This is a genomic window from Rhodococcus sp. NPDC019647 (assembly GCF_044389235.1).
GTDB lineage: Bacteria > Actinomycetota > Actinomycetes > Mycobacteriales > Mycobacteriaceae > Rhodococcus_F > Rhodococcus_F oxybenzonivorans.
The window spans coordinates 33,874-51,216 of record NZ_JBIRXS010000040.1 but is presented as its reverse complement, the minus strand read 5'-3'; the positions used below and the strand labels follow the sequence as shown (position 1 = coordinate 51,216).

Annotated in this window: 16 protein-coding genes; 12 read left to right on the top strand and 4 right to left on the bottom strand. The window is 66.1% G+C overall.

Annotated elements, in window-relative coordinates; all coding sequences use genetic code 11:
- Nucleotides 1-572 precede the first annotated feature (572 nt).
- Complete coding sequence (locus tag ACH49N_RS35925) at nucleotides 573-1,652, bottom strand: IS110 family transposase (protein ID WP_358277567.1); 1,080 nt, start codon at nucleotides 1,650-1,652, stop codon at nucleotides 573-575.
- A gap of 369 nt (nucleotides 1,653-2,021) precedes the next feature.
- Entirely contained in the window at nucleotides 2,022-2,363 is a 342-nt protein-coding gene (locus ACH49N_RS35920) for an oxidoreductase (RefSeq protein WP_358277568.1), read from the bottom strand.
- Nucleotides 2,364-2,690: 327 nt separating this feature from the next.
- Between ACH49N_RS35920 and sucB the strand changes: the two genes are divergently transcribed.
- The 5 genes from sucB to ACH49N_RS35895 all read left to right on the top strand — a co-directional run bounded on the left by sucB (nucleotide 2,691) and on the right by ACH49N_RS35895 (nucleotide 8,137).
- Nucleotides 2,691-4,430 (top strand): 2-oxoglutarate dehydrogenase, E2 component, dihydrolipoamide succinyltransferase, encoded by a 1,740-nt coding sequence (sucB, locus tag ACH49N_RS35915; RefSeq protein ID WP_358277570.1) that lies wholly within the window; start codon nucleotides 2,691-2,693, stop codon nucleotides 4,428-4,430.
- A 96-nt stretch (nucleotides 4,431-4,526) separates the two neighbouring features.
- On the top strand, nucleotides 4,527-5,417 hold the full coding sequence (locus ACH49N_RS35910) for a TIGR01777 family oxidoreductase (RefSeq protein ID WP_358277572.1): 891 nt from the start codon (nucleotides 4,527-4,529) through the stop codon (nucleotides 5,415-5,417).
- Between the two features lie 47 nt (nucleotides 5,418-5,464).
- Entirely contained in the window at nucleotides 5,465-6,244 is a 780-nt protein-coding gene (lipB, locus tag ACH49N_RS35905) for a lipoyl(octanoyl) transferase LipB (protein ID WP_358277573.1), read from the top strand.
- A 51-nt stretch (nucleotides 6,245-6,295) separates the two neighbouring features.
- A complete protein-coding gene (gene lipA, locus ACH49N_RS35900; protein WP_358277575.1) occupies nucleotides 6,296-7,306 on the top strand; it encodes a lipoyl synthase in 1,011 nt (336 codons plus the stop codon).
- Between the two features lie 72 nt (nucleotides 7,307-7,378).
- Nucleotides 7,379-8,137 (top strand): DUF4191 domain-containing protein, encoded by a 759-nt coding sequence (locus tag ACH49N_RS35895; RefSeq protein ID WP_109329163.1) that lies wholly within the window; start codon nucleotides 7,379-7,381, stop codon nucleotides 8,135-8,137.
- A gap of 86 nt (nucleotides 8,138-8,223) precedes the next feature.
- On the opposite strand, the gene ACH49N_RS35890 is transcribed toward ACH49N_RS35895, so the two are convergent.
- Nucleotides 8,224-8,700 carry an RDD family protein gene (locus tag ACH49N_RS35890; protein ID WP_159921625.1) on the bottom strand — a complete coding sequence of 159 codons (477 nt, stop codon included), beginning with the start codon at nucleotides 8,698-8,700 and terminating at the stop codon, nucleotides 8,224-8,226.
- Nucleotides 8,701-8,912: 212 nt separating this feature from the next.
- On the opposite strand from ACH49N_RS35890, the gene glnA reads away from it, so the two are divergent.
- Nucleotides 8,913-10,349: a type I glutamate--ammonia ligase gene (gene glnA, locus ACH49N_RS35885; RefSeq protein ID WP_109329159.1), complete on the top strand. Its 1,437-nt coding sequence runs from the start codon at nucleotides 8,913-8,915 to the stop codon at nucleotides 10,347-10,349.
- 222 nt (nucleotides 10,350-10,571) lie between these two features.
- On the opposite strand, the gene ACH49N_RS35880 is transcribed toward glnA, so the two are convergent.
- Nucleotides 10,572-11,306 carry a GAF and ANTAR domain-containing protein gene (locus ACH49N_RS35880; RefSeq protein WP_358277578.1) on the bottom strand — a complete coding sequence of 245 codons (735 nt, stop codon included), beginning with the start codon at nucleotides 11,304-11,306 and terminating at the stop codon, nucleotides 10,572-10,574.
- 167 nt (nucleotides 11,307-11,473) lie between these two features.
- Here ACH49N_RS35880 and ACH49N_RS35875 point away from each other — a divergent pair, with 167 nt between their 5' ends.
- The 6 genes from ACH49N_RS35875 to ACH49N_RS35850 all read left to right on the top strand — a co-directional run bounded on the left by ACH49N_RS35875 (nucleotide 11,474) and on the right by ACH49N_RS35850 (nucleotide 17,343).
- Entirely contained in the window at nucleotides 11,474-12,451 is a 978-nt protein-coding gene (locus ACH49N_RS35875; RefSeq protein WP_358277579.1) for an antibiotic biosynthesis monooxygenase, read from the top strand.
- Nucleotides 12,452-12,499: 48 nt separating this feature from the next.
- A complete protein-coding gene (locus tag ACH49N_RS35870; protein WP_358277581.1) occupies nucleotides 12,500-13,561 on the top strand; it encodes a DUF2332 domain-containing protein in 1,062 nt (353 codons plus the stop codon).
- A gap of 162 nt (nucleotides 13,562-13,723) precedes the next feature.
- Nucleotides 13,724-14,380, top strand: a complete 657-nt coding sequence (locus tag ACH49N_RS35865; protein ID WP_397505063.1) for an ABC transporter permease — start codon at nucleotides 13,724-13,726, stop codon at nucleotides 14,378-14,380.
- Entirely contained in the window at nucleotides 14,373-15,584 is a 1,212-nt protein-coding gene (locus tag ACH49N_RS35860; protein ID WP_358277583.1) for an ATP-binding cassette domain-containing protein, read from the top strand. Before ACH49N_RS35865 ends, ACH49N_RS35860 begins: the two co-directional genes overlap by 8 nt.
- Nucleotides 15,581-16,351 carry an ABC transporter permease gene (locus ACH49N_RS35855; protein WP_358277585.1) on the top strand — a complete coding sequence of 257 codons (771 nt, stop codon included), beginning with the start codon at nucleotides 15,581-15,583 and terminating at the stop codon, nucleotides 16,349-16,351. The genes ACH49N_RS35860 and ACH49N_RS35855 overlap by 4 nt, the downstream gene beginning before the upstream one ends.
- Entirely contained in the window at nucleotides 16,351-17,343 is a 993-nt protein-coding gene (locus tag ACH49N_RS35850) for a glycine betaine ABC transporter substrate-binding protein (protein ID WP_358277587.1), read from the top strand. The genes ACH49N_RS35855 and ACH49N_RS35850 overlap by 1 nt, the downstream gene beginning before the upstream one ends.

The following is a 17,343-nucleotide window of genomic DNA, read 5'->3' as shown; positions in this document are numbered from 1 at the left end:
GATGGTCTTCGGCCCAATCATCTCCGACGAAGATCATCGATCGCCTCCTTTGGTCTCCTATTCTGGGTGGAACCTGTTCGAGCCCAGAGGCACCCAGCGGCAACCTGATATGGAACCGACTTTGTCAAGAGGGCAGGGAGAAGCGGCGCCCACGACCGTCGTCGCGGACGCCGCTTCATTTTGACCGAATGACCGGGGAGGTGGTGGCGAGCGTGTCTGTATCGACGCGCGGTCACTCTGATATGCGCGGGTTGGTTACCGCAGGACGGACTGTTCGGCTGGAGTGGGTTCGCGGGTCTAATGGCGAGCGTGATCCCAACGCGGAGATAAGGATTGCTCATAGGTCGCTCGCGGGTCACTCCCAGGCGCTGCCGTCACCACCGCGGAAGGTCGTTCGGACATCTGTCGGGCGCCGTGGGCATACCTCGGTCCCTGGCCTGTCGGATCGTCACGCGGCAGAGAGGCAAGGTGGAGTCCCCGCAGCGCAGCGAGGAGAACCGACCTTGTCGCCCGGGCGAGTGACGATCAGGATAATCAGGGCCTCGAGGGATGCTCGTGGCGTCCAGCCCGCCTCAGTCGTCGAGGACGGCCAGTGACCAGCACCAACCGGCGAGTTCCCGGGCGATCGCGGTGTTGGCCACCGCCGGCCGCTTGCGTCGCTGCTCGAAGTCGTTCCACCGGGCGTGCAGGCGCCGGTTACCCTGCTGACCGCGGGCCCGGGCCGTTAGTGAGGCATTGTTCCATCGCCGCCGCAGAGCCACCCCGGGACGATACGGCCGACGGTGTTGCCAGGCGGCCTCGATCAGCAGCCGGCGCGCGTGCCCGTTGCCGGTCTTGGTGATCGCTCCCTGTGACCGCGTCGCGCCCGACGACGATTCGGTCGGCACCAGCCCCAGGTAGGCGCCGATCGAGCGGCCGGTGAGCCGCTGCCAGTCGCCGATCTCGACGGCCAACCCGAACGCGGTCAGCGTGGACACCCCGCGCAGGCACCCGAGCCGCGTCACCACCGGGGTGTAGACACTTGTCGCGGCCATCTCGGCGATCGCTGCATCCAGGCGGTCGCGACGATCCACAGCCGCAGTCATGGTGTCGTAGGCGGTGTCGTAGGCGAGCTGCAACCCCGGCACCTCGAACCTCTGCCGACGCAACCAGGTGTCATGTACCTTCGTCCACGCCTTGCCCTCGTAGTAGACGATTCCTTGCCGCAGAAGCAGTTTCGATACACGATGCCGTGCCGACATCAGATCGCGGCGCACATCCTCCCGTCCCCGCACCAGATCTCTCGCGGCCTCCTGCTCGACATCGGGGATCGATACCGCCACGATCTGACCCAGATGCAGCAGCCGTGCCAAATGCCGTGCGTCTCGCTTATCGGTCTTGACTCGGTCACCGGCGGGACGTTGCAGTTTCGATGGTGCCGCGACCAGACACTCGATCCCCGCGGCCAGCAGGAACCGCGCCAACCCGAACCCGGTCGGCCCGGCCTCGTAGGTCACCGCCACCGGCTCCGGCAAAGTACGTATCCATCCGAAAATTTCGTGGCGATCCGGCGTCAACCGCCGCTCGAACAGCTCGCCGGTATCCCCGTCGAGTCCACACGCGACCACCGACCGCGCGTGCACATCCAACCCAACACTCGTACGCTGATTCATTGCTGGGGCCTCCCACATCTGTGGCTCTACCGGCCAGGACCGCTTCCTGTCGGCAACCCACGATCACATGTGGCGCGAGGCCCCAGCCATTACCTCCATACCGTCTAATGGATCAGTGCTCGCGGCACGACACCCCATCAGCGCTATAGGCGACCTCACCGACCGGCCGGGGCACGATCTAGCCGTAGGAGTCAACCAACACTCCAGGCGTGAACAGTGCTCACCGGGCCGGCGGCTCAGTGATCAGCCTGCCGTGGACGGGCAGTTACCTGTCGTAGGCTCGCTGATCGACTCCCATTAGGCGCTCCACGCTCGTGCGCCTTTCTGGTTGTCCCCGCTACCAAAAAGGCGCACGGGCGGCGAAGCCGCCTAGAGGTCGCGTTCCCGCTCGCGTCGGCGTTCGATGCGCCGCCGCGCGTCGTGGTCGCGCATGCGCTGGGGGTAACCGGTCTTGCGGACGTCGTAGACGGGGATCTGCAGCTCTTCGCCGAGCTTGCGGGCGCCCCGTTCGCCGCCGACGCGGCGCCGGGTCCATTCCCCGTCGGCGGCGACCAAGACCACGGTGACCTCGGTCACCGTGGTCTGCGGTTCCACATAGGCCTCGACGCCGAGGTGGGTTCGCGCCCAGTTCGCCAGATAGGAAGCGTCCTCGGGCGATGCCTGGGATCGGCGGCCCGGTCGTGGCCGCGAGAAACGGTCGAACAACCCCACGTCGGGCCTCCTCGGGAGCGTGCGCCGGTCGGTGCCGGCACGGTTCCCCCAGTTTGCCAGGCAACTTCCGCTCCGTGCCGCGATCGGAAACTACTCGCCAGTAGGGCGAACGTCGCGACACACCCGAGCCGACGTGGGGGAACCCTCGACGGACGCGCGCCTCCGATCAATGGAAAGATGTGGAGCGCCGACACAGCGAGTGGGTGACGACGAATCGGAATTACCTGCGAGTAGCCGCAAGATATGTGCATCTCGAGCACAATGGTTCACGACCACAAGTCGACAAAATTCAACAACCCGAACACAACTGTCGAGGAGTCAAAAGACATGGCCTTCTCCGTCCAGATGCCAGCGCTTGGTGAGAGTGTCACCGAGGGAACTGTCACGCGATGGCTCAAGCAGGAAGGAGACACGGTCGAAGTTGACGAACCCTTGCTCGAAGTCTCCACGGACAAGGTGGACACGGAGATCCCGTCCCCCGTGGCCGGCGTGCTCAGCAAAATCGTCGCTCAGGAAGACGACACCGTGGAAATCGGTGGCGAGCTTGCCGTGATCGGTGACGACGGTGAAGCGCCGTCGTCCGACTCCGCACCCGAGCCGGCCGCGGAAGAGCCGGCCGAAGAGCCGGCCACGGAACCCGCTCAGGAGGCACCGGCCGCCGAATCCGCACCGGCTTCGTCCGGCAACGGAAGCTCCGACGGCACCCCGGTGACGATGCCCGAACTGGGCGAGTCGGTCACAGAAGGCACCGTGACCCGGTGGCTCAAGGCCGTCGGTGACGAGGTTGCCGTCGACGAGCCGCTCGTCGAGGTCTCCACCGACAAGGTCGATACCGAGATTCCGTCGCCCGTGGCAGGAACCCTCCTCGAGATCAGCGCGCAGGAAGACGACACGGTCTCGGTCGGCGGTCAGCTCGCCGTCATCGGATCCGGCGCTCCCGCCGCGAAGCCTGCTGCGGCACCCGAGCCGACCCCGGAGCCCGCAAAGGCAGAGCCGAAGCCGGAACCGAAGCCAGAACCGAAGCCCGAGCCCAAGCCTGAGCCCGCGAAGGCGGAGCCCGCCAAGAGCGCACCGGCACCCTCGGCCGCGACGTCGGCACCCGCTGCACCGTCCGGCGACAGCACCCCGTACGTCACTCCCCTCGTCCGCAAGCTCGCCGCGGACAACGGCGTCGACCTGTCCTCGATCACCGGCACCGGCGTCGGTGGACGCATCCGCAAGCAGGACGTCCTCGCGGCCGCGGAGGCCAAGAAGGCTCCCGCAGCAGCACCGGCATCGGCCCCCGCGGTGGCCGCCTCGGCACCGGCGCCCACCTCAGCCGGAGTCCGCCCGGAGCTGGCCCACCTGCGCGGAACCACGCAGAAGGCCAACCGTATTCGCCAGATCACGGCGACGAAGACGCGGGAGTCGCTGCAGACCACGGCGCAGCTCACCCAGACCTTCGAGGTGGATGTCACCAGGATCGCCGCACTGCGTGCGCGGGCCAAGAACACCTTCCTCGAGCGCGAGGGCGTCAAGCTCACGTTCCTCCCGTTCTTCGCGAAGGCTGTCGTCGAGGCGTTGAAGTCGCACCCGAACGTCAACGCCAGCTACGACGAGGCGAACAAGCAGATCACCTACTACGACGCCGAGCACCTGGGCATCGCGGTCGACACCGAGCAGGGCCTGCTCTCCCCGGTGATCCACAACGCCGGTGATCTGTCGCTCGCCGGGCTGGCCCGCGCCATCGCCGACATCGCCAAGCGCGCCCGGTCCGGTGGCCTCAAGCCCGACGAACTGTCGGGTGGCACGTTCACCATCACGAACATCGGTAGCCAGGGCGCCCTGTTCGACACCCCGATCCTCGTGCCCCCGCAGGCGGCGATGCTCGGTACCGGCGCGATCGTCAAGCGCCCGGTCGTCGTGACGGACGAGTCCGGCAGCGAATCCATCGGCGTCCGCTCGATGTGCTACCTGCCGATGACGTACGACCACCGCTTGGTGGACGGCGCCGATGCCGGACGCTTCCTGACCACGGTCAAGCATCGCCTGGAGGAGGCTTCGTTCGAGGCTGATCTCGGCCTGTAGTTCGCGGAGCACACCGAGTCGGTACGGTTCGGATTCGCGCAGGGGCACCATTCATTCCGGAATGGTGCCCCTGCCTTGTGAAGGAGGCTGTTGCACATGCGGGTTGTCATCGCCGGCTCCTCGGGGCTGATCGGAACTGCACTTGTCTCGTCTCTACGTGGCGACGGCCACGACGTCGTCCGGCTGGTGCGGCGGGCAACGGCCGGACCCGACGAATCGCGGTGGGATCCGCAGAAGGACCGGCTCGACACGGCGATCCTCACCGACGCCGACGCGGTCGTGAATCTGTGTGGTGTCGGCATCGGTGACAAACGATGGACCGGGGCGTACAAACAACTGATCCGGGACAGCCGCATTGCGGCCACCGACGTCCTGGCCGAGGCGGTGGCGGAGGCTCGCGTCCCCGCGTTCGTCAGCGCCAGCGCTGTCGGCTACTACGGTGACACGGGCAATACCGTCGTCGACGAAAGCTCGCCATCGGGTACCGGGTTCCTCGCCGACACCTGTCGCGACTGGGAGGCGGCCGCAACTCCTGCGGTCGCGTCGAACGTCCGGACGGTTCTGATCCGCAGCGGGATCGTCCTCTCACCACGGGGTGGGCTGCTCGGCAAACTGCGGCGGCTGTATTCGATCGGCCTCGGTGGACGCCTCGGGGACGGCCGCCAGTACCTGTCATGGATTTCGCTGGAGGACGAGGTGGATGCCATCAAGTTCCTCCTCGCCCGCGACGACGTCGACGGACCGGTCGACCTCACCGGGCCCGCACCCGTGACCAATGCCGAGTTCAATAGTGCGGTGGCGCGGACCCTGCACCGTCCGGCGCCCTGGGTCGTCCCGGGTTTCGCCTTGAACGCACTGGTCGGCGAGTTCGCGAGAGAAGGCATCCTGGCGGGCCAGCGCGCCATCCCCACCGTTCTGGAGGCGTGCGGCTTCTCTTTTCGCCACAACACGATCGGTGAGGCACTCGATGCCTGCCTCGTGCGGTGAAGGAGGTCACGTCCGCGGTAACTCGAGCCGGGCGTAATCTCTAGCACATGAGCAGCGTGCCACTTTCCGCCCGTTTCAGCCGCGACCCGATCACCGTCGAGAATCTCGGCCTGATCGATTACGTCGATGCATGGAATCGTCAGCGTGAGCTCGCTGCCCAACGCGCGGAGGACATCGGCGCCGATACGCTGCTGCTCCTCGAGCACCCGCCCGTGTACACCGCCGGGCGTCGGACGCAACCCGAGGACCTGCCGAGCGACGGCACGCCCGTGATCGACGTCGACCGCGGCGGGAAAATCACCTGGCACGGCCCCGGCCAGCTCGTCGGCTACCCGATCCTGAAGCTCGCCGAACCGGTAGACGTCGTGAAGTATGTGCGCCGCCTCGAGCAGGCACTGATCACCGTCTGCACCGACCTCGGCCTGGACTGCGGTCGGGTCGAGGGTCGTTCCGGTGTGTGGCTGGCTGCCTCCCTGACCGACGGGCAGTGGCTACCGGAGCGCAAGGTCGCCGCCATCGGCGTCCGAGTGCAGCGGGGCGTCGCTTTGCACGGCTTCTCGCTGAACTGCAACTCTGTTCTCACGGGTTTCGACAACATCATTCCCTGCGGCCTCCGCGACGCCGGGGTCACCACGCTTTCGCACGAACTCGGCCGCGACGTGACGGTCGACGAGGTCACTCCCGCCGTAACCGAGGCGGTCCTGGCCGCACTCGACGGCACTCTGCCGATCACCGATCACGACATCGAACGGGTCGAGTTCGACGCTGCCGCGGCCGCCCAGCGCTCTTCGTCGACCCCCACCTTCACTACTGTTCAGTACGGCTGACGGGCGTCCCCGGCCCGCCGGGTACCTCGGGCCGGGCGTACCATCGTCTGCGTGACTGTGGCCCCAGAAGGACGCAAATTGCTCCGCCTCGAGATCCGAAATGCGGAGACCCCGATCGAACGCAAGCCGAACTGGATCAAGACGAGAGCGAAGATGGGCCCGGAATACTCCGAGCTCAAAAGCCTCGTCAAACGAGAGGGCCTGCACACCGTCTGCGAAGAAGCCGGCTGCCCCAACATCTACGAATGCTGGGAAGACCGCGAGGCCACCTTCCTGATCGGCGGCGAGCAGTGCACCCGGCGCTGCGACTTCTGCCAGATCGACACCGGCAAACCCGACGACCTCGACCGCGACGAACCCCGCCGCGTCGCCGAGTCCGTGCAGGCCATGGGCCTGCGCTACTCGACCATCACCGGTGTCGCCCGCGACGACCTCCCCGACGGCGGCGCCTGGCTCTACGCCGAAACCGTGCGGCTGATCCACCAGCTCAACCCCGGCACCGGCGTCGAACTACTGATCCCGGATTTCAACGCCAAACCCGAGCAACTCGCCGAGGTGTTCTCCACCCGCCCCGAGGTCCTCGCCCACAACGTCGAGACCGTGCCCCGCATCTTCAAGCGCATCCGCCCGGCCTTCCGCTACCAGCGCAGCCTCGACGTGATCACCGCCGCCCGCGAGGACGGACTCGTCACCAAGTCGAACCTGATCCTGGGGATGGGTGAAACCCCCGACGAGGTCACCCAGGCGTTGCACGACCTGCACGACGCCGGCTGCGACATCATCACCATCACCCAGTACCTGCGCCCCTCGCCGCGGCATCACCCCGTCGAGCGGTGGGTCAAGCCCGAGGAATTCGTGGCGCACTCCACCACCGCCGAAGAGATCGGCTTCGCCGGCGTCATGGCCGGACCACTGGTCCGCTCCTCCTACCGCGCCGGCCGACTCTACGCACAGGCGATGGCCCACCACGGCCGTGAACTGCCCGTCGGCCAAGCGCATCTCGCGGAGGGCGGCAGTGCGTCACAGGAGGCGAGCTCCCTCATGGCCAGGCTCGCACGGTAACGCGAAGCGACGACGTCGACCAACACCGGACGGGTCATCGGTCCCGAGTGTTGGGGACGTATCCTGAACAGCATGGCGAACGGCAGTAAATCTGGTAAAGCGGGCAAACCCGGCAAGGAAGCGAAAGCAGCCGCCAAGGCAGCTCGCAGGCAGGCATCGAAGGAGCGTAGAACCCAGCTCTGGCAGGCCTTCCAGATGCAGCGCAAGGACGACAAGCTGCTGCTGCCGCTCATGCTCGGGACCCTGGTCGGACTCGCGGTGGTGTTCTTCCTCGTCGGTCTGATCTGGGGCATCCAGTGGCTTCTGCTGCCCATCGGTCTCCTGCTCGGCGTCCTCGGAGCGTTCATCATCTTTGGCCGGCGTGTGCAGAAGACTGTGTACGGAAAAGCCGAAGGGCAGGCGGGCGCCGCGGCGTGGGCGCTCGACAACATGCAGGGTGCCTGGCGAGTGACGAGCGCTGTCGCAGGTACCACTCAGCTCGATGCCGTGCACCGAGTGATCGGACGCCCCGGGGTCATCCTCGTCGCCGAGGGATCACCGCAGCGGGTCAAATCGCTACTCGCGCAGGAGAAGAAGAAGACCGCTCGACTCGTCGGTGACACGCCGATCTACGACATCGTCATCGGCAACGACGAGGGGCAGGTACCGCTCTCGCAGCTGCAGAAGTACCTCAACAAGCTCCCGAAGAACATCGACACCAAGCGCATGGACGCTATCGAGTCGCGTCTCGCGGCGTTGAGCAGCCGGAGCGGCGGTGCCGCACTACCCAAGGGCCCCATGCCGGGCGGCGCCAAGATGCGCGGGGTGCAGCGCACCATCCGTCGTCGCTGAGTTCGCCTCTGTCACTCAAGCCCGATGCCGGGCCGATGCAGCTCGACTGCATCGGCCCGGCATCGGCGTTTTCGTCGAGGTCGGAGTCAGCGTGTGCGCACGAGGGCGGTGCCGGTGGCGCGGTCCTGCATGCCACGGCCGTCGACATCGGTGATGGTGCCAGGCACGACGAAGACGAGCAGGGCCTGACGCACCAGCGCACGGACGAAGCCGACACGCACGGGGCCGTCCACCCGCGCTACCCGTATTCCCAGGCACAACTGCCCGGGAGTGAAGGAGAACAAGGTGACGGCGGCGATCCCGACGACGAACCACACGAGCAACGTGACGCTCGACAACGGGCCTTCGAGTGGATTGTCTCCGATGATCAGCGCGGCCACGCCCGCCGACGACACCCAGTCGATCATGAGGGCCGCCAGACGGCGGCCGGTGCCGACGAGCGCGCCGGGCCCGTCCGCCGGCAGCCCGAGGCGTTCACCTCGATAGGACTGTTGCGCCTCGGCTGCCCCGTTCGGCAGGGCAGCCGAGGGTCCGGAGAGCCAGGAGCCGGTGATACGTGCCATGCTGTCCAGGATAGGCGTCGCCGCTCGGGGCACCTCACACTGGCGTTCGGGCCTGTGTGCGCAGTCACACCCGCCCGCAAAAGCCCAGGACGTTGCGACGCGTAACATGCCGGAAACAAAAGGTTGACCCGCGGGCAACACCAGGTCCATACCGTCTGGCACGACGAATTCGCCAATATCTACTTGGCTGAAGCGACTTAAGGAGCACAAGCGTGGCGTTCACCACGGCCGAAGAGGTCATCAAGTTCATCGCGGACGAGAACGTCGAGTACGTCGACATTCGGTTCAGTGACCTTCCCGGCGTCCAGCAGCACTTCTCGATCCCGGCCTCTGCGTTCACCCAGGATGTCTTCGAGGACGGCCTCGCGTTCGACGGTTCGTCCGTCCGCGGCTTCCAGTCGATCCACGAGTCGGACATGATGCTCCTCCCCGACGTCGCTACCGCGCAGATCGACCCCTTCCGTGCCGCCAAGACACTGAACGTGAACTTCTTCGTCCACGACCCGTTCACGCGTGAGTCCTACAGTCGCGACCCCCGTAACGTCGCCCGCAAGGCTGAGGAATACCTGAAGTCGACGGGCATCGCCGACACGGCGTTCTTCGGCGCCGAGGCCGAGTTCTACATCTTCGACTCGATCCGTTACGACTCGCAGATGAACGGCTCCTTCTACGAGATCGACTCCGTCTCCGCATCCTGGAACACGGGCGCCGAACTCAATGCCGACGGCAGCCCCAACCTGGGCTACAAGGTCCGTCCGAAGGGTGGCTACTTCCCCGTCGCACCGTACGACCACTACGTCGACCTGCGCGACGAGATCTCGACCAACCTTCAGAACGCGGGCTTCGAGCTCGAGCGCGGTCACCACGAGGTGGGCACCGCCGGTCAGGCCGAGATCAACTACAAGTTCAACACGCTGCTCGCAGCCGCAGACGACCTGCAGCTGTTCAAGTACATCGTGAAGAACACCGCGTGGAAGCACGGCAAGTCCGCCACCTTCATGCCGAAGCCGCTGTTCGGCGACAACGGCTCGGGCATGCACGTCCACCAGTCGCTGTGGAAGGACGGCAAGCCGCTGTTCCACGACGAGGCCGGCTACGCGGGTCTGTCCGACATGGCACGCCACTACATCGGCGGCATCCTGCATCACGCTCCGTCGCTGCTCGCGTTCACCAACCCGACCGTCAACTCGTACCACCGCCTGGTGCCGGGCTACGAAGCCCCCATCAACCTGGTGTACAGCCAGCGCAACCGCTCGGCGGCCGTGCGTATCCCGATCACCGGCAACAACCCGAAGGCCAAGCGCCTCGAGTTCCGTGCCCCCGACTCCTCGGGTAACCCCTACCTGAACTTCGCGGCGCAGATGATGGCCGGCCTGGACGGCATCAAGAACAAGATCGAGCCGCAGGCTCCGGTCGACAAGGACCTCTACGAGCTCCCGCCGGAGGAGGCCCGCAACATCCCGCAGGCCCCCACCAGCCTGTCGGCAGTGATCGACCGCCTCGAGGCGGACCACGACTACCTCACCGAGGGCGGCGTGTTCACCTCCGACCTGATCGAGACCTGGATCTCGCTCAAGCGTGAGCAGGAGATCGCTCCGGTCAACCTGCGGCCGCACCCCTACGAGTTCCAGCTGTACTACGACGTGTAAGTCGTAGGTTCCCGCCTTCGCGCGGATCGTTTCTCCGACGAGCCCATCCGTGGTCTCGGCTGCCTGCAGCCGATTCCCACGGATGGGCTCGTTCGTCTCTCCTGTGGCACACCTGTTTCACTCCAGGCGACTCGGGTAACCGCCACACCAGGCGTTCCAGTGTTCCGGACCATTGGATCGTCCAGGCGGCGCCGGTTCAGAAGTCGAGGCGGCGCCGCCGCCTCACCCTTCCTGCAGCGTCCGAAGCATCTCCTCGGCGATGACGCGCAGCTTGATGTTGCGGTTCTTCGACTCGGTGACCAGAACCTGGAACGCCTCGTCGGCGGAGACCCGGCGGGCCGCCATGATGGCACCCTTCGCCTGCTCGATCACCGCACGCGACTTCATCGCCGTCTCCAGTTGCTCACCACGCCTGCGCGCCTCCTCGAGTCGCGAGGCGCCGTCGAGGGCGTATCGGACGGCAACGAGAAGCACGTTGAGGACGGCGGCATCGGCCCTGGTGAAACCATGTGCCTCCCGGCTGTATACGTTCAGTGCGCCGAGGTACTTTCCCTCGAGCAGTATCGGCGCGGACAGGTAGCTCGCGACACCCAAGCGCCGGGCGCTGTGTGCGAACGACGGCCATCGCCGTGTCGCTTCCTCGGAATCGGCCCGCGTGATCGTCTGCGTGCGGGCAGCTTCGAGACACGGCCCGTCGCCGGCGTCGTACTGGACACGATCCACGTCGACGACCAAGCGGTCGGTGGCGGCTCTCGTCGTGGCATCTCCGTTGTCCAGAAGGACTGTGACGCCTGCCAGGTGGGCGCCCGGCACCAGGGCGAGGGCCTCGCGGCTGACTTCTTCGAGGAATCGGTCCGTTCGCCCCGCCGAGTCCAGTTCTGAGTACAAGCTGTGGAGCGCATCCTTCAGCGCGTCGAACTGGCGATCACCGAGTCCGTTCCCACTCACTCCGCTCATCGTGCACCTTCCGTGATTCTCCGACCCTCCATTATTCGTCACCGCGGCGGCCGTGGATGGGAGGACTTCCAGAAGTACGGGAACCTCCTCGCTGCCACCGAGACCGGCGATATGATCCGGAAACCCGGCCGCACACTGCCTTGGGCCGAACCGATGGGGGTGAACGCGTGCCTCGCTCCGCCCGCGATCCGGCGCAATCGCCGGTGTCGATCATCTTCCGACGCAGGATCGACGACGCCAGTTTCGACGAGTACCTGCGCTGGGAGCACCGCTCAGCCGAAATCCTGTCGGGTCGTCCAGGATTCATCGATCAGGACATCATCCCGCCGTCACCGCCCGTGCAGGACGACTGGGTAACGGTCCAACGGTTCACCACGATCGACGACGCCAGAGCATGGCTGGACAGTTCCGAACGGACTACCCTCGTCGCGGAGATCAAGCACGCATTCATCGGCAACGAGGACGTCCATCTGCTCACCGGTGAACAGACTGCCGCGCAGGCTGCGTCGTCGGTGGTCATCTCCTGCCGCATCGATCCGGAGGACGAGTCCGCCTTCATGGATTGGCAGCGTCGGATTTCCGCCGCCGAGGCCCGGTTCACGGGCTTCCGGGGGCACAAGGTGGAGCGGCCTGTCCGCGGCGTCACCGACGATTGGACGATCGTCCTCAGCTTCGACACCGAAGAGAATCTCGAGCGCTGGATGAACTCGGCAGAGCGCGCCGAACTTCTCGAACAGGGGGCGCGCTTCAATCAGAACCTTCGAGTCCGCAGGGCCAGTTACGGTTTCGACTTCTGGTTTCGCGGGGCGAAAGGCGAACAGTCCGCGGAGGTTCCGGTTGCGCGGAGCAACCTCCTGGTACTCCTCGTCTTGTATCCGATGGTGGTGATCTGGGGCCACTTCGTCAGTGCACCGCTCATCGAGGCTCGCGGTGTCCCCGTTGCCATCGCGCTGTTCATCGGCAATGTCGTCACCACCCAGATCTTGGGGTGGTGGGCGGTTCCGGCCGCCTTCAAGGCGTTCGGATGGTGGATGGACCCGGCGATCTCTCCTCGCCGGCGCAATATCGGATACGCCGTGATGATCGCCTTGTTCGGTGTCTCGATCGCCGTGTCCACCCTGCTTTTCGCCATTCCCACCACCTGATGTTCCGGGGAAGTGAGCGCCGAGCTCGTCCAAGTGAAAGTCGGGATCGTGAGTAGGGCCCGCACACTCGCTCAGGTGTACCGAGACTTCGGTGAGGTCGATGCCGCCCCGACATCGCCGCTGTACCATCGCATCGCCGTCGCCCTGAGCGAGTCCGCGGAAGCGCTGCGCGCGATCGAGGCCGCGCCGGCGCGCAAGCGGCACCCCACGGTCATTCTCGCCGCGCTCCACGACCTCGCGCTCGCCGGACACGCCCCCGCGCTCGCCGCCGCCTATGCCGCCGCGGACCGCGACGCTGCCGTCGGCGCGGCGATCGACACGCTGGTGCACATGACCGGCTCTGTGGTGGCCACCGCCGTGCGCCGGACGATGCGGGCCGATGACACCGGTCACTGCACTGTGCTGTATCCCGCCATCGCTGAGGCTGCAAGCCGGGTGGGTGCGGAGAGGATTGCGCTGATCGACGTGGGCTGTTCGGCCGGGTTCGATCTCACCGTCGATCGCGTCGGCATCACCTACAGCAACGGACAATTCCTGGGCGACCCGTCATCTCCGGTACAGCAGTCGTCCTCGATCGTGGGAGATCGCCCCCTCCCGCCGCGGGCGATGCCCGAGGTTGTCGCCCGGGTGGGCATCGACCTCGATCCGGTCGACGTGACCGACGCGGACGAAGCCCGCTGGTTACGCGCCTGCGTGTGGCCGGACCAGCCGGAGCGGGTCGCCAGGCTCGATGCGGAAATCGCGCTGGCGGCGACGGAGCCTCCGCTGCTGCTCCGAGGTGACGCCGTCGAGGTTCTGCCTGAGGCCTTCGCCCGTGTGCCCGCGGACGCCCTGCCCGTCGTGACGACGACGTGGGCGCTGTCGCGCTTGTCCCTCGAAAGCCGCGTGCGCTTCCTGCACCGCCTCGGTGACGCAGCCGGCCGGGTTGTGGTGTGGGTGTCGGCGGAGGGAGTCGGGGTCGCGCCGTCCATACCGACGCTCGGCGATCGCCGCGCCTCCGGCCACAGCATCATCGGGCTGGCTGTGTTCGACGCGTCGACTCTGCGCGCCGAGGCCATCGGCCGCTGCTGGTCGCGGGGCCGCTTGCTGTCCTGGCTGACCGGCTCCTGATGTTCTGACCGAGTGAGCGACCGTCCTGCCGAGATCGACGACCCCTGCCCCGACTGACCGCGTACAACCCGCCGAAGATTCGCATTTGCCTGCGTACAGGGCCGGCGCATAGCACTGTGAAATATCTCGGAACAGGTTTCGACGGGTGAAAGGTGTCGCACAGTGGACATCGTGCAGCTGTGGGATTTCGTCTCCGCGCGGAAGCAGCAACTGCTCACGGACTCCTATCTGCACGTCAGCGCTGTGGTGCAATCGGTGGTCATCGCCACGGTCGTCGCGGTGGTCGTCGGCATCGTCGTGTATCGCAGTCCGGCGGGCTCGGCCGTCGCCACAGCGCTCGCGAGCACCATCCTCACCGTCCCGTCGTTCGCCCTACTAGGCCTCCTGATCCCCATCCTGGGTCTCGGTGTGGCTCCCACCGTGACGGCCCTGGTCCTGTACGCCCTGCTGCCGATCATCCGGAACACGATCCTCGGTCTGTCGTCGGTGGACCCGGCGGTGACGGACGCGGCACGAGGTGTCGGTATGGGCCGGATCGCTGTGCTGAGCCGGATCGAGTTACCGCTCGCGTGGCCGTCGATCCTCACCGGCATGCGGGTGAGCACCCAGATGTTGATGGGAATTCTCGCCATAGCGGCGTACGCCAAGGGCCCCGGACTGGGCAACCTCATCTTCTCCGGACTGTCCCGGGTGGGAAGCCCCACGGCAGTCCCGCAGGCCCTCACGGGCACCGTTTTGATCGTCCTTCTCGCTCTCGTGCTCGACGGCCTTTTCGTGGTCGTCGGGCGACTCACCACTTCCAGGGGGATCCGTGACTGAACTCGACACAGCACGCACCGGCGCCGACACCGTCTCAGGCGTCGAAATCGTCCTCGAGAATGTGGTCAAGAACTATCCCGGCCAGAGCCGGCCGGCCGTCGACAACGTCTCGATGCGCATCCCGGCGGGCGAGATCGTCGTATTCGTCGGCCCGTCCGGCTGCGGCAAGACCACCACGATGCGGATGATCAACCGCCTCATCGAACCGACGTCGGGCAAGATCACGATCGGCGGCAACGATGCGCTGTCCATCGATCCCGACAGGTTGCGGCGGGGCATCGGCTACTCGATACAGCAGGCAGGGCTCTTCCCGCATTTGACCATCGCCAAGAATGTCGCCACCGTTCCCGGGCTGATCGGGTGGGACAAGAAGAAGATCGCCCAGCGCACCGACGACATGCTCGACCTTGTGGGACTCGACCCCGACGTCTACCGGGACCGCTATCCCCGGCAGCTGTCGGGTGGACAGCAACAGCGGGTCGGCGTGGCCCGGGCCCTGGCCGCCGATCCCCCGGTCCTGCTCATGGACGAGCCGTTCGGCGCTGTGGATCCGATTACGCGCGGACTGCTGCAGGACGAACTGATGCGACTGCAGTCGGATCTGGGCAAGACCATCGTCTTCGTCACCCACGACTTCAACGAGGCCGTCAAGCTCGGCGACCGTATCGCCGTTCTCGGGGATCAGTCGCACATCATGCAATACGACACCCCGGATGCGATTCTCGCGAATCCCGCGAACGACATGGTGGCCGGCTTCGTCGGCGCGAACGCGTCGCTCAAACAGTTGACGCTGACCCGGGTCCGGGACGTGCCGCTCCTCGACTGCCCCACCGCGTATGCCGACGGTTCGGTCGACGAGCTGCGGGCGGCCATCACACCACGCAAGATCAAGTGGGGTCTTATTCTCGACGCACGTGATCGCCCCATCCGCTGGGTGTCCCTCGGCCACCTGGCACACGCCACCTCACTGCAGGACGTCGGTGACCCGATCGAGGAGGTCGTCTCCACCCAGTCGACGCTGCAGGATGCGCTCGAGGCGTTGCTCGCCGAAAGCAGCGCCTCGACCGTCGTCACCGGCCGGCGGGGCGAATACGAAGGTCTCATCAGTATCGACACGCTGGTGAACCACCTCTCCGCGATGCGGGAGGAGCACGGGCCGGACAACGAGAACGGGGAAACGAGCGTGGAGGGGCCGCCGTCATGACCACCGCCGTTGTCGCACAGGACATCCCCACCGCCCGTCGGTCAGAACGTGCCCGGCTGCTGGTTCAACCGGTGATCGTGCTCGTACTCGTGGCCGGGGTCCTCGGCTGGGCATTCAACCGCGAACTCACGGCCACTCAGAAGGGCAGCCTCAACGCCGCGAACATCGCCACCCTGACGTGGCAGCATGTGCTGATCACGGTCGTGGTCGTCACCATCGTCGTCGCCATCGCAGTTCCCCTGGGAATCCTTCTGACGCGCCCCGGTTTCACCAGGCTGGCGCCAGTCTTCATCGGTATCGCCAACATCGGTCAGGCCGCGCCGGCGATCGGGCTGCTCGTGCTGCTGTTCCTGGCCACCAGTACCACCGGGTTCTGGATCGGCGTTCTGCCCATAGCGTTCTACTCGCTGCTTCCTGTGCTTCGCAACACCATGCTCGGTTTGCAGCAGGTCGATCCCGCCGTCATCGACGCCGGGCGCGGGCAGGGAATGACGGCGCGCCTGGTGTTGCAGAAAGTCGAGTTGCCACTGGCCGTTCCGTACATCCTGGCCGGGTTGCGTACCTCGCTCGTCCTCGCTGTCGGCACTGCGACCCTCAGCTTCCTCGTCAGCGGGGGCGGTCTCGGCATCCTCATCGACACCGGATACAAGCTGCGCGACAACGTCACACTGGTCGTCGGCGCGGTGCTCGCGGTCGCGCTCGCGCTTCTGGTCGACTGGTGCGGTGCACTGGCCGAGGAGTTCCTGGGCCCCAAGGGACTGCGCTGATGGCCTTGCGACGAGGACTCCGGCGCACTCTTGCCGCAACGGCGTTGGCGTGCAGTGTCACTCTCCTGGCCGGCTGCGGTCTCGAATCCGGTGGCGCGTTGCCGCTGTCCGTACTCCCCGGCAGTATCCAGCCTGTCCCCGGACTCGAGGGGGTCAAGATCACCGTCGGGTCCAAAGATTTCACCGAGCAGGTGATCCTCGGGTACATCATCGAGTTCGCGCTCAGCGCCGCCGGCGCCGAGGTGCGCGATCTCACCAACATCCAGGGATCGAACAGCACCCGGGACGCGCAGTTGGACGGGCAGATCGACGTCACCTACGAGTACACAGGAACCGGCTGGATCAACTATCTGGGCAACGAGACTCCTGTGCCCGACCCCGTCGCGCAATTCGAGGCCGTGCGGGACGAAGACCTCGAACGCAATGCCATGGTGTGGGTGGAGCCCGCGCCCATGAACAACACGTATGCCCTGGCGATGAACAGGCAGACCGCCGAGCAGACCGGCATCACCACGTTGTCCCAGTACGCAGACCTGGTCAACCGCGACCCTGCGGCCGCCACCACGTGCGTCGAGACGGAATTCAATGTGCGACAGGACGGCTTCCCCGGGCTGGCCGCCACCTACGGCTTCGATCCCGCGAGAGCGAACCGGCAGATCCTGCAGACCGGCATCATCTATCAGGCCACCGCGGACGGCACAGAATGCAAGTTCGGTGAGGTGTTCACCACCGACGGACGCATCATCGCGCTCGATCTGGTTCTTCTCGAGGACGACCGGCAGTTCTTCCCGAAGTACAACCCTGCCATCACGATGCGGAAGGACTTCGCCGATGCCCACCCACAGGTGGCGGAGGTCATGGCGCCCATTTCGGACGCCCTGACCAACGAGGAGGTCACCGAGATGAACCGGCTCGTCGACGTCGAAGGACAGGAACCGGCGGACGTCGCTCGTAACTGGCTGGCAGACAAGGGATTTGTGACACTCCCCTGA